The organism is Hymenobacter telluris, assembly GCF_017313265.1.
GTDB lineage: Bacteria > Bacteroidota > Bacteroidia > Cytophagales > Hymenobacteraceae > Hymenobacter > Hymenobacter telluris.
Genome location: NZ_JAFLQZ010000020.1, coordinates 61,962 through 74,910, shown reverse-complemented (window position 1 = coordinate 74,910; position 12,949 = coordinate 61,962). Strand labels below are relative to the sequence as shown.

The window sequence follows — 12,949 nt, the reverse complement described above, 5'->3', positions numbered from 1 at the left end:
AATCGGGTCGTTTCGTTCCTGTATTCTTATTCTTGAGCATGCGGACAACAGCAACAAGCAGCACGAAACACTCGGGGAGCTGCCTCTAGTTATGTTTTCATCACAACTATTGATATAACATCTTATTTCTCCTATTTTCACTTCCAGCATTCCTGAATTACGCTGGCAGTTGCGGCTGACTGGCATTTTCCGGAGGTGCTTCGCGCTGGGCAGCACGGCTGCCATTCTCTAACCCGGCTTTCTGGCTGGCACCATCGTTTTGCTACTGTAAGCCCACCCGGCCCGCTTTGCGTGGGTTGGGCGCAGCTTGTTGTTTGTACTGCCCAGCTCAAACAGCTGGGTCTTATTCGCTATTTCATATGCCGTCTACCCAACCAGTTGCCCTTACCCCGCAGGATTTCAAGAGCTACGTGCATGCTGATATGCACGAGCTGCACCAGCACCTGGCCCAAAAGCCCAAGTGGCACATTTCCGACGTAACCGACCAGTTGCCACCCGATGCCCGCGGCTACCGCCACCAATACGTAGACCTGGTGATGGAAGGCGGCGGCATGCTGGGCATTGCGCTAGTCGGCTACGTGTACGCGCTGGAGCAGGTGGGCATCCGGTTTTTGCAGCTGGGCGGTACCTCGGCGGGCTCCATCAACGCCTTGCTGATGGCCGCCGCCGCCCCGCGCCACGAAACCTCGTCGGAGTGGCTTCTGCAACAGCTGGCCAACAAGAACTTCTACGACTTTGTGGATGGCGACCGAAACGCACGCGGCTTCACCGAAGAATTGCTCGAACCCGAAATTACCGACTCCGGCGTAATAGGCTGGCTGAAGCGCAGGCTCGACACCGCCGAAGATGCGGCCTCGGCATTGTCGGTGCGGAAACACATCAGCAAAGACTTTGGTCTGCATCCTGGCAAAAAATTCACGGTTTGGCTGGAAGAATTGCTTCAGGAACGAGGCGTCAACAGCATTGAGGAGCTGCTGAAACGACGGGCCGAAGTGCCAACCGGCAAGCTGCGGCGGCGGGCCTCCCGAATCAGCGGGGTGCGCGAGGAAACCGACTACGAATCGGCCTCCTTGAGCCGGCTGGCCATCATCACCGCCGACATTACCACCCAAACCAAGGTGGTGTTTCCGGAAATGGCGCCGCTGTATTGGCAGGACTGGCGCAGCATCAGCCCGGCGCTGCTGGTGCGCGCCTCCATGTCGATACCGTTGTTTTTCCACCCCTACCGCTGCACCAACGTACCCGGCCACGACTCGGAGGAGCAGCACACCGAGTACCGCAAGGCCTGGGATGCCATGGGCTACCTCGGCCCCATTCCGAAAGAGGCGCTGTTTGTGGATGGCGGCATCATTTCCAACTTCCCCATCAACGTGTTTCACGACAATACGCAGGTGCCGGCCGCGCCCACGTTCGGTGTGAAGCTGGGCATCGATAGGGCCACCTACCAGTCCACCGATTCGGTGCTGCAATACCTGGGGGCCATCTTCGACGCGGCCCGCTCGCAGTACGATGCCGACTTCATACGCCGCAATTCCGACTACCGCCACTTGGTGCATTGCCTGAACGTGGACGGCTTCAACTGGCTGGCCTTCAACATGCCCGACAAGCAGAAGCTGGAGTTGTTTCGGGTGGGCGTGCGGGGCGCGGTGGCGTTTCTGAAGGAGTTCGACTGGGAAAACTATCAGAAGCTGCGCAAAGCCAAAGTGGAGGTAGTGAAACGCTCGGCTCGCATGATGGCACCCCTCACCTTCGCCCCCGACCCAAACGCCATAAACCTGGAGTGGCCCGGCGGCATGCTGCCCCCCGCCATGCAGGAAACCTGAGGGATGAGGACAGCACCATCCAACACAAAGCCCGGCATTACAGCCGGGCTTTGTGTTTCTATTTCATACTTGTCAACTTCCCTACGGCGTGTTGGTTACTACCTGGCCGGCTTCGGGTTGGGCGGCGGCGCGGTCCTTGAGGGTGCCGAGCTCCTGGCCTACTTCAATGAAGGCGGCAATGGCCTTGTCCAGATGTTCGCGGGTATGCGCGGCCGAGAGCTGCACCCGGATGCGAGCCTGGCCTTTGGGCACTACCGGGAAGTAAAACCCTACCACGTAGATGCCTTTTTCCAGCATTTTGGCCGCGAAATCCTGGCTCAGTTTGGCATCATAGAGCATAACGGGCACAATGGGGTGCTCACCGGGCTTGATGTCGAAGCCGGCCTCCGTCATTTTGTGGCGGAAGTACTTGGTGTTTTCTTCGAGCTGGTCGCGGAGCTGAGTGCTTTCGGTGAGCAGTTCCAGCACGCGCAGGCTGGCGCCCACAATGGCTGGGGCCAGCGTATTGCTGAACAGGTACGGGCGGCTGCGCTGACGTAGCATCTCAATCACCTCTTTGCGGCCACTCGTGAAACCGCCCATAGCGCCACCCAGCGCCTTGCCCAATGTACCCGTAATGATGTCCACGCGGCCCAGCACGTTGCGGTACTCGTGGGTGCCGCGGCCGGTTTTGCCCAGGAAGCCCATCGAGTGGCACTCGTCTATCATCACCAAGGCCTCGTACTGGTCGGCTAGGTCACAGATTTTGTCGAGCTGCGCGATGGTGCCGTCCATGCTGAACGAGCCGTCCGTGACGATGATGCGGTGGCGGGTGCCTTTCTCCTTGGCGTCCTGCAGCTGCTTTTCCAGGTCGGCCATGTCGTTGTGGGCGTAGCGGTAGCGCTGGGCCTTGCACAAACGCACGCCATCAATAATGCTGGCGTGGTTGAGGGCATCAGAAATAATGGCGTCCTGCTCGTTGAACAGCGGCTCAAACACGCCCCCGTTGGCATCGAAAGCGGCGGCGTACAGGATGGTGTCTTCGGTGCCTAGGAACTCGGCCAGCTTGGCTTCCAGCTGCTTATGAATATCCTGAGTACCGCAGATGAAGCGCACCGAGCTCATGCCGTAGCCATGCGTGTCGATGGCCTCTTTGGCGGCCTTCACCACCTCGGGGTGCGACGACAAGCCCAAGTAGTTATTGGCGCAGAAGTTCAGCACTTCGCCCGCCTCCTGGGTGGCAATTTCGGCACCTTGGGGCGAGGTGATAATGCGTTCCTTCTTGTAAAGACCGGCGTCTTTGATTTCCTGGAGCTGCTGTTCGAGGTCGGGCTGAAGCGTAGTATACATGGGCGGTGGAAAAGTGAGTGAATACGGAAAGTAGGCGCAGGGCAAAGGTACGGCTACCCCTCAAGATACGTAGCCAACGGGCAGTTGCTTGCCTACCATACCTATACGTTTGGAAAAGGGTGGCCAACCCAATGGCAATACTGCGCAGGCCGTATTATTAATGCAACTTATAGTCCTGCTCCTGCTGTACTAATTTGCAGGAGCCGATTTTCACCGCTCCTGTTTCTTCTACCGGGCGCTCCACCGTAGGGCCGGCCCGGCTTTCCTTTTCGCATGAACGAACACCTGCAACAAATCATAAATAACCCGCTGGCGGCCCTGGCCGTGGTGGGCAACCTGGTTATCATTGAAAGCCTGCTGTCGGTGGATAACGCGGCGGTGCTGGCCACCATGGTTGGCGACTTGCCCAAGGAGCAGCGCCAGAAAGCTCTGCGCTACGGCATCATCGGGGCCTACGTGTTTCGGGGGCTGTGCATTCTGTTTGCCTCGTTCCTGATTGAGTTCTGGTTTCTCAAACCCCTCGGCGGCCTCTATTTGCTGTACCTGGCCTACGACCATTTCAAGCCGAAAGGCCGCCCCGCTTCCGACCACGAAGACAGCCCCGACAAGCAGAAGAGCTGGCTGTACCGCCGCACGCTGGGGTTGTTCGGGCCGTTCTGGGCCACCGTGGCCCTGATTGAGCTAATGGATTTGGCCTTCTCCATCGATAACGTGTTTGCCGTGGTGGCCTTCACCGATAACCTGCTGCTGATTTGCTTGGGCGTGTTTATTGGCATTCTGGCCATGCGGCTGGTGGCGCAGGGCTTTGTGCTGCTTATGGCCCGCTACCCGTTTCTGGAAACGGCGGCGTTTCTGGTAATTGGGTTGCTGGGCCTGAAGCTGCTGCTTTCATTGGTGGAGCATTACCAGCCCACTTCAGCCTTCAGCCAGTTTCTGGGCAGCCACACCGCCGAAGTCGGCCTGACGGTGCTGACGGTGGCTATGTTCCTGGTTCCGGTGCTAACCTCTTTGCTCTTCAACAAACCCCAGCGCCGCCAGCCGGTACCGTAAGGTTTTTGCGCTCGGCTGTATGAGTTTTGAATCTGCCTGCGGTGATAGTTACTATAGGCAAATAGGTGGATTCAGATTCAGCTATTTACATGGCTATTTCGTTTATTAGCCTATCGACCAACCTTTTGCAGTTGGCTGTCCTCCTTTATTCGCACTATCTATTCTCCGGCTTATGAGTACTGCTCTACTATTCCGCTTCTTGTTTTTTGCGTTGCTCTGCCTCGGCGGCCTGCAACAGGCAACAGCCACTCATATTTTGGGCGGCGACATTTCCTACGCCTATATCCCCGGCTCAGCCTCGCGGTACCACATTACCGTTCGGATGTATGCCCGCGACCCGGTCGGTTGCGGAGGAGGATGTCCTGATCAGGCTCAGATTGACTTGGTATTTCTGCGCAACGGCTGTTCTCCTACGCAGTCCGGTAGCTTCTTTCTTACCGTTGCGCGTAACCAGAGCACGCCTAGAACACTAGGCTGCCCAGGTAGTGTTGCTGCGTATCTGGTAAACACTTACGAAACCGACGTAACGCTACCACCGGGCCAATGGACAATAAGTGCAATCAGTGAAAACCGGGCTAGTGGTATTCGCAACCTACTCAACTCAGGTTCCAGCGGTTCGCAGATAAGCGCCTTTCTGGACAACTCCAGCGGCCTGACCAACTCTTCCCCGCGCTTCACTTCGTTTACCCTGCCTTACGTATGTGGTGCCCAGCCTTACCGGTATAGCTTCAGCACATTTGAGGTAGACGGTGATTCCCTGGTGTATGAGTCGGCGCAGCCAGTAGCGGGCCTAGTTGGTTCTCCCGACTGCGGAACTCCTATAGTCTACGCGGGCTATCCGGCCGGTCAGTTTCAGGACCCAGTGAATGGGCAAACCGCATCGTATCTGGCGGGGCAGTTTACCGCTGGTTTTCCTCTGCCTTCATTCCGGGCCGTGAATGGCGTAGCGGTTCCTCAGTTTGAGTTGAATGCCGCCAACGGCGACCTGCTTACTACGCCTATCATGCAGGTTGGCTATTACACGGTGGCCGTGCGGGTAGATGAGTACCGCCGCCTAAGTGGCACCTGGGTCAAGATTGGCAGCGTCACGCGGGATGTTATCTATCTGCTGCTCAATGGGGGCGGCAACCGCAACCCTAGTTTTACCAGCCTTACCGTTGCTGGTGCGCCGGCTTCCCAACCCATCGAGCAGGCTATTGCGGTAGCGCCCGGCCAAACCGTTTCGCTCACCCTCACGGCCACCGACCCCGATGCGGGCCAAACCCTACAACTCAGCAGCGACGTAGCCACGGTTGTGCCAGGGGCGTCTTTCCAAACGCAGGGTTCCAACCAGGGCGTACTTACCTGGCAAGTGCCAGCCACCCTTCCGCCAGGCCGCTACAGCCTCACAGTAACCGCCGCCGACAACAGCTGCCCTATCATTGGTTCGGAAGTACGTACTATCAACTTTGTAGTAGCAGGCCAAGCCCTGAGCACCCGCGCCTCCAGCACCAAAGAGCTAACGGCGTATCCAATGCCCTTCCACGACCAAGTGCAGTTCAAGCTGCTTACTGCTGCCGTGCAAACCGTAGTCGTTACCGATAAACTAGGCCGTGTGGTGGATACCATTACCAGCCGCTCTGATGGTGGCGTGCAGTGGCAGCCCTCTTCTTCTGTAGCACCAGGCATTTACTTTGCCCGGCCCATTAGCGGCGGTTACGTCTGCCGGTTGTTGCGCCAGTAGCAGCTAACAGAACACCACAGCGTCATCCAAGCAAAAAAGGCCGGCCCAGTCAGGGGTTGGCCTTTTTGCGTAATCACCACTCATTGTATTATCCCACGCAATACGCCTGCCACCAGTTGCCTGGCAATGGACCTTCGGCAACCGTGACCCGCTGGCCGGGTGCAGGCAGCAGCAACGGCACCTCCGGGCCGGCGGCGGCTAGCAGCCGGTCGGCGGGCTCGTGCCAGCTATGAAAAGCCAGGTTGAAGGTGGCCCAGTGCAGCGGCAGCAGCGCCCCGCCGCCCAAGGCCCGGTGTGCAGCCAAGGCGTGGTCGGGGCCCATGTGAATTTCCGCCCATTGTTCGTCGTAGGCGCCTATTTCCAGCATCACCAAATCGAAGGGACCATACGCCGCGCCTATTTCACGGAAGCCCTGCTCGAACGGCCCCGAATCCCCGCCGAAAAACGCGCGGTGCGTAGGGCCCAGAATACACCAGGAAGCCCAGAGCGTATTGTCGCGGGTGAGGCGGCGGCCGGAGAAGTGCCGGGCCGGGGTGGCGGCCAGCGTGTGGGTGCTGCTTACGGCTATTTCCTGCCACCAATCCAGTTCCTTGACCTGAGCAGCGGCCACGCCCCAGCGGCGCAGGTGCCCCCCCACGCCCAGCGGACAAAAAAACGGCACGCCCGTACGCGCCAGCTGCCGGATGGCGTCCTTATCGAGGTGGTCGTAGTGGTCGTGCGAAAGGAGTACCCCATCCAACGGCGGCAGCTCGGCGAGTGGCAGCGGGGGCGCGAAAAACCGTTTTGGGCCCAGGGCTACCGGCGAGGCCCGCAGCCGCCACACCGGGTCGGTCAGGAACCGTTTGCCGTCGATTTCCAGCAATGTACTAGAGTGCCCAAACCACGTCACGCGCAAGGCGCTGGCCGGTACCGGTTCGGCCAGCGCTGCCGCATCGGCCCGGAACGGACCCAGCGGCCGGCGCGGTACCCGTTCCTCCTTGCCAAATAGCTGCCGCCGCAGCATCAGGCCATAATCCCCGGCAATACTGGTGGGCATTACGTTGAGGTACTTTTTGCCGGTAAACTGAGAAGGGGTTTTCATGCGCGAAAAAGGCAACAAATTGTTTTGGTGCCGACGCAGACGCAGTGCCGTTGGATTTACTTTAAGTAGTAGCTGACAAGCGCCTGGCGGAAGGCTAAGCATCACATACCTGGCATTTTAGTAAGTATTATCCTACTACTAACTTCCTATCACCTACTACCTATTTAAATGCGAAAAAGCCGCCCAACGCCTTGCGGCATCGAGCGGCTTTTCTTGCTTCATAGCAAAATGCGCAGCGCGTTGCGCGCCTTAGCCTATAGCCTGCCGCAAATCCTCCAGCAGGTCATCAATGTCTTCAATGCCCACGCTCAACCGAATCAGTGAGTCGGAGAGGCCGGCTTTGCGGCGCTCCTCGGCCGGAATGCTGGCGTGGGTCATGGTGGCGGGGTGGCCGGAGAGGCTTTCCACGCCGCCCAGGCTTTCGGCCAGCGTGAACAGCTCCAGCTTTTCCAGCACCGCCACGGCGTCTTCCTGCTTGTCGCCTTTGAGCACGAAGGAAATCATGCCCCCGAAGTCGCGCATCTGGCGGGCGGCTACTTCGTGGTTGGGATGGTCGGAGAAACCGGGCCAGAACACCTTCTCTACTTTGGGGTGGGCTTTCAGGTACTCGGCTACGGCGCGGCCGTTTTCGCAGTGGCGCTGCATGCGGATGTGCAGGGTTTTGAGGCCGCGCAGCACCAGGAAGCAGTCCTGGGGGCCGGGGGTGCCCCCGCAGGCATTTTGCAGGAAGCGCAGCCGCTCGTGCAGCTCGTCGTCTTGCACTACAATGGCACCCATCACCACGTCGGAGTGGCCGCCCATGTATTTGGTGAGGGAGTGCATTACCATATCGGCACCCAGATCCAACGGGGTTTGCAGGTAAGGCGTCGAGAAGGTATTGTCCACCACGAGCAGCGCGCCGGCTTTTTTGGCTACAGCCGAAGCGGCCGCAATATCAATAACGTTGAGCAGCGGATTGGTAGGCGTTTCCACCCAAATCAGGCGGGTTTTCTCGGTTACGGCGGCTTCCACGGCGGCCATGTCGTGCATGGGCACGAAGTGGAACTTGATGCCGTAGTTGGCAAATACCTTGGTGAAGATGCGGTACGAGCCGCCGTACAAATCGTTGGTGCTGATAACCTCGTCGCCGGGCTGAAGCAGCTTGATGATGACATCAATGGCGGCCATACCCGAGGCAAACGCCAAGCCGTGCTTACCGTTTTCCAGCGCCGCTACAGCGTTTTGGAGCTGGGTACGAGTGGGATTGTGGGTGCGCGAGTACTCGTAGCCTTTATGGTCGCCGGGGGAGCGTTGCACGTAGGTCGACGTCTGGTAGATAGGCGTCATGATGGCCCCGGTTTCGGGGTCAGGGTGCACGCCGGCATGGATGGCTTTGGTTCCGAATTTCATTCGTGAAAACTTAGGGGTATGAACCTGAGGATGGGTGCGCAAAGGTAGAACTCTAGGCGTTTCTGCGCGCCGACTAGCTACAACACACTTACGACGCTAAATGGTAGGCTACCGCACTATTTATTTTTTCAGAATCCGCTAAGCAGTACCATAGGGCCTGCTTATCTTGTCAGTGAAATTAACGCCTCTTTAACTGCTATTCTGCTTGAAAAAACTTCTATTCCTACTGGCCTTGGTCAGCTCCCATTTTGTCGGTTTCGCCGCCCCTACCGCGCCTGACTCCGTGGACCGCGAGCAGGCTTACATCGACTCGGTGCACACGCTGCTGCACTACGAAACCGGCCACATTGTTTTCCCCGACAGCCTGGGTTCTATTGATGTGCCCAAGGGCTTCCGCTACCTCAATGCCCGCCAAAGCAACTATGTGCTCACTACACTCTGGGGCAACCCCAGTAGCGAGTCGCTGGGCATGCTGCTTCCCGCCGACCGGGGCCCGCTCGATGATAATAACTGGGCCTTCCTGATTGAATATGACCCTTCCGGCTACGTGTCGGACAAGGATGTAGCGGAAATCGACTACGACGACCTGCTGAAGGAAATGCAGGACGATACCGAAGCTGGCAATGCCGAGCGGGTGGCCGCCGGCTACGGGCGGATTTTACTGCTCGGCTGGGCTGCCAAGCCTTTTTATGATGCCAAGCTCAATGTGCTGCACTGGGCCAAGGAGTTGCGCTTCAGCGGTACTCCGGCTACCACTCTCAACTATAACGTGCGGGTGCTAGGCCGCCGGGGCGTACTCAATCTGCAAGCCATCGGCGACATGTCGCAACTACCCGAAATCCGCAATAGTATCCCGGCCGTCATCAAAAGTGTGGCTTTCGCCAAAGGCCAGCAGTACGCCGATTTCAATGCCAGCATTGACGAGGTAGCAGCCTATGGTATTGGCGGTTTGGTTGCGGGCAAGGTACTAGCCAAAGCTGGCGCTCTAGCGCTATTCGCTAAGTTCTGGAAAATTATTCTGGCTGTAGTTGCCAGTAGTTGGGCTGCAATTCGCCGGTTTTTCGGTGGTAAAGACCGGTAAAATCAGGAGTAGCAGAACCGGAAGCTTAGCCTTACGCGTCATTTTTACGTTCATACCTTCGGGCCGGCCAGACAAAGCCGGCCCGTTTGTTTTTACCGCTGCCAATGAGTTTTATCCGCGAGCTTTTTCAGAAGAATGCTTCCACGCTGCTCTCGATGCTGTTTTTATCGGGCATGCCGCTGCTGGGCGTTTCGCTGGTGAGCTATGTTCTGTACAAAAACCCCACCTTACTGATTGACCTCACGCCGGGGCAAAGTGTGCTTTACTTTGCGGCGCTGTCGTTTCTGATGACGTTTGCCCTGATGCCGACTACGGTAGCAGTTTTAGTTACAGGCTTTTATTTCGGCTGGCTTGGGCTACCCGGTATGCTGGCCGCTTACGCACTAGCTGCTCTTATCGGGTACCAGGTGGCTTCGTCCCTGGACCACGGCAAGATGATTCGGTTTCTGCACCACTTCCCCAAGGCCGATGCCGTAATGGAGGAACTGAAAAACGATAGTTGGCAGCTTATCCTGCTCACGCGCATCTCTCCAGTCACGCCTTTTGCCCTCATGACCTTTGTGCTGGCTGTAATGGGCGTCGACAGGAAGCGTTTTTTGGTAGCTTCGGTGGTAGGCATGCTACCGCGCAGCTTGTTCTTTTACTGGCTAGGTACTAAGGGTCAGGATATTTTCGCTTTGCTTAAGAACCCCGATACCGGTACGGCAGGCAAGCTGCTGTTTCTGGCACTGATAGCGGTGTCGTTGTTTGGACTCTACTTTCTCTTCAACCGCGCCATTAAGCGGGTTTTAAGCAAGAAACTCCCTAACGAACAGTAAAAAAATCAAGTTGAGTTTCAGCAGCTTGCGACCTTTCGGAGCTGATTTACTCACAAAATGCGTGAATCTTCTTGCTGAACTAAATTTTTAGCTGCTATCTTTGTGCTCCGCAAAGGAAAAGGGTTGTGTAGCTCAATTGGATAGAGCATCTGACTACGAATCAGAAGGTTTAAGGTTCGACTCCTTACACGACCACAAGACTACCTAAAACGCCCTGTGAGCCAAGCGCTTACAGGGCGTTTTTGTTTGCATACACAGCGAATAACAATTCAAAAAAGAAAGGGCGGCATCATACTAGGCTGGCTGGCTGGCGCAACGCTTCAAGCACCTTGTTCGGGGTAATTGGCAAGGAACGCAGCCGCCGGCCGGTAGCGTGGAATACGGCGTTGGCTACGGCGGCCGTCACGCCCACAATGGAAATCTCGCCGATGCCTTTCACGCCCATGGCGTTAACGTAAGGGTCGTGCTCTTCAATGAACTCCACCCGCATATCCGGAATGTCGGCATTGACGGGCACGTGATAACCCGCCAAGTCGGCGTTGGTGTAGCGGGCTAAATGCGGGTCACGGACGGTTTGCTCCATCAACGCCGCGCCAATGCCAAAAATACTGCCGCCAATTACCTGGGAACGAGCTGTTTTAGGGTTGAGGATGCGGCCCGCTGCCATTACGCTCACCCAGCGTGTTACCCGCACGGTACCCAGTTCGGGGTCCACTTGCACTTCGCAGAAATGGGTGCCGAAGGCGTGCATCGAATGCGGGGCGGCTTCCTCCTTTTTGTTCATGTTGGCATTGACTGTAGCCTGCGGGGCCTCGTAGCCCGCGCCGTAACGACCCAGCGCACTCCCTTCCACGTCGCTCATGTTGGCACGCTTCATCACCTCGCCGAAAGCCTCGCCTTTGCCTGGGTCGGCTTTCAGGTATAGATGGCCTTTCTCCACCGCTACGTCGGCGGGCTTGGCTCCGTACAGCGGCGAACGTTTGTCCATGGCCGCCACTTTGATAAGCTTCTGCCACACCTCCTGCGCGGCCAGATACACCGACGACGATACCCGACCAGCGGCCGTGGAACCACCCGACCATTGCGTGGTTGGCAATACCGTGTCGCCCAACTCAAAGCGCACTTGCTCTGGTGATAAGCCCAGCGCATCGGCGGCCACCTGGGTGATGATAGTGTAGGTACCCGTGCCCAGGTCGGTGGCCCCGGCCTGGACTACGGCGCGGCCGTCGCTGTAGAGACGCACGCGGGCGTTGCCTTGGGAGCTGTGCACCGGGTAGCTGGCCGTGGCCATCCCCCAACCCACCAAGTACTTGCCGTCGCGGGTTTGGCCATTTTTGGGGTTGCGCTTGCTCCAGCCGAACAGCTCAGCCCCGCGCTGGTAACATTCCTTTAGGCTCTTGCTGCTCCATGGGTGCCCGTTGGTGGGGTCTTTTTCGGCGTAGTTGAGTAGCCGGACCTGAATTGGGTCGAGGTTGAGCTGGTAGGCCAGATCGACCATGGCGCACTCGATGGCAAATGAGCCGGGCATGTCGCCTGGGGCACGGGTTGACGTTGGCGTCATCACATTGGCCCGGCCCAGGCGGTACGTACCCTCGAAGGTTGAGCAAGCGTAAATCATGTTGATGATGCGGCCGTTGGTTTCGGCCCAGTCCTCCCAAGGAGAAGTAGTTGATGTTTTTTCGTGCACCAAGGCCAGCAGTTTGCCTTCCTTGGTGGCCCCAACCCGCAGGGTCTGCTCCTGCTCTTCGCGGAGCCCCATTCCGGTGAACTGTTGCGGGCGCGTGAGCACCAGCTTCACCGGCCGGCCTACGGCTTTGGCGGCCAGCGGGGCCAACACCACGTGGGGCCATACCCAGGCCTTGCAGCCGAAGCCCCCACCCAGATACTTGTTGACCACCCGCACTTGCTCGGTTGAGAGGCCCAGCATGGCTGCCAGCGTTTTTTGCGTTTCAGATACTCCCTGGGTGGTGTCGTAGACGATCAGACGGTCTGGGGCCTCCCAATGGGCAATGGTGGCGCCCGGCTCCATGGGGTTGTGATGGGTGGTGGCGTGGGAGTAAGTGGCCGTCAGTTGCACTGGAGCGCCAGCAAACGCCGCCTGGGCGTCGCCACGCCTGGTGACACCGGGCTGGTAGCCCCGGATGGTTTTCGGGACGTAGAGTTCGGCTTTGGGGTCCAGGTAGGAAGCCACGGGCGCTTCCGAAGCAATGGTCACTTTCAGTAGAGCCGCGGCGTACTGGGCGTGCTCCAGCGTATCGGCCACCACCACGGCTACGGGCTGCCCGGCGTAGTGCACCTGGTCGGAAGCCATTGGGAAAAAGCTCATCGGCGAGGAGGCAAAAGCCTTTCGGTCCTCGGGCGAGTTTGGCGTTTTAGTGAGTTGCGGCAGGTTCTGATGCGTCAGGATGGCCAGTACCCCCGGCTGCTTCTGGGCTAAGCTGGTGTCAAAGCCGGTGACCCGGCCTTTCGCCACGTCGCTGGTTTTGAGCACAGCGTGCACCAGGCCAGGCAGGCGGTTGTACTCGGCTGAGTAGTTGGCTTGGCCAGTCACTTTCGCCCAGCCGTCCACGCGGCTCATGGGCTGGCCTACCACGCCCGGCACGGCGTTGGTTTCGAAAAATTGCGGTTCAGTATCCATCGGGAGCGTAGTGCTTG

At 58.1% G+C, this 12,949-nt stretch carries 9 protein-coding genes and 1 tRNA gene; 6 read left to right on the top strand and 4 right to left on the bottom strand.

Annotated features, from left to right (window positions below; all coding sequences use genetic code 11):
* Positions 1–359 precede the first annotated feature (359 nt).
* Positions 360–1,823, top strand: coding sequence for a patatin-like phospholipase family protein (locus J0X19_RS21595; protein WP_206986494.1), 1,464 nt, complete (start codon positions 360–362; stop codon positions 1,821–1,823).
* Between the two features lie 81 nt (positions 1,824–1,904).
* Here J0X19_RS21595 and kbl read toward each other — a convergent pair whose 3' ends face one another.
* Positions 1,905–3,152 (bottom strand): glycine C-acetyltransferase, encoded by a 1,248-nt coding sequence (gene kbl / locus J0X19_RS21590; protein ID WP_206986493.1) that lies wholly within the window; start codon positions 3,150–3,152, stop codon positions 1,905–1,907.
* A 273-nt stretch (positions 3,153–3,425) separates the two neighbouring features.
* Between kbl and J0X19_RS21585 the strand changes: the two genes are divergently transcribed.
* Both J0X19_RS21585 and J0X19_RS21580 read left to right on the top strand, forming a co-directional pair.
* Positions 3,426–4,202 (top strand): DUF475 domain-containing protein, encoded by a 777-nt coding sequence (locus J0X19_RS21585; protein ID WP_206986492.1) that lies wholly within the window; start codon positions 3,426–3,428, stop codon positions 4,200–4,202.
* A 172-nt stretch (positions 4,203–4,374) separates the two neighbouring features.
* Positions 4,375–5,925, top strand: coding sequence for a hypothetical protein (locus J0X19_RS21580; protein ID WP_206986491.1), 1,551 nt, complete (start codon positions 4,375–4,377; stop codon positions 5,923–5,925).
* A gap of 88 nt (positions 5,926–6,013) precedes the next feature.
* Here J0X19_RS21580 and J0X19_RS21575 read toward each other — a convergent pair whose 3' ends face one another.
* Positions 6,014–7,006 carry an MBL fold metallo-hydrolase gene (locus tag J0X19_RS21575; protein WP_206986490.1) on the bottom strand — a complete coding sequence of 331 codons (993 nt, stop codon included), beginning with the start codon at positions 7,004–7,006 and terminating at the stop codon, positions 6,014–6,016.
* Between the two features lie 249 nt (positions 7,007–7,255).
* The gene (locus J0X19_RS21570) at positions 7,256–8,395 is read right to left on the bottom strand and encodes a cystathionine gamma-synthase (protein WP_206986489.1); all 1,140 of its coding nucleotides are present in this window, start codon (positions 8,393–8,395) and stop codon (positions 7,256–7,258) included.
* 205 nt (positions 8,396–8,600) lie between these two features.
* Here J0X19_RS21570 and J0X19_RS21565 point away from each other — a divergent pair, with 205 nt between their 5' ends.
* From J0X19_RS21565 to J0X19_RS21555, 3 genes are all read left to right on the top strand, one after another.
* A complete protein-coding gene (locus J0X19_RS21565) occupies positions 8,601–9,476 on the top strand; it encodes a DUF2167 domain-containing protein (protein WP_206986488.1) in 876 nt (291 codons plus the stop codon).
* A gap of 104 nt (positions 9,477–9,580) precedes the next feature.
* On the top strand, positions 9,581–10,294 hold the full coding sequence (locus tag J0X19_RS21560; RefSeq protein WP_206986487.1) for a TVP38/TMEM64 family protein: 714 nt from the start codon (positions 9,581–9,583) through the stop codon (positions 10,292–10,294).
* A 121-nt stretch (positions 10,295–10,415) separates the two neighbouring features.
* A tRNA-Arg gene (locus J0X19_RS21555) sits at positions 10,416–10,489 on the top strand.
* A 94-nt stretch (positions 10,490–10,583) separates the two neighbouring features.
* On the opposite strand, the gene J0X19_RS21550 is transcribed toward J0X19_RS21555, so the two are convergent.
* Positions 10,584–12,932: a xanthine dehydrogenase family protein molybdopterin-binding subunit gene (locus J0X19_RS21550; RefSeq protein ID WP_206986486.1), complete on the bottom strand. Its 2,349-nt coding sequence runs from the start codon at positions 12,930–12,932 to the stop codon at positions 10,584–10,586.
* Positions 12,933–12,949: the final 17 nt, after the last annotated feature.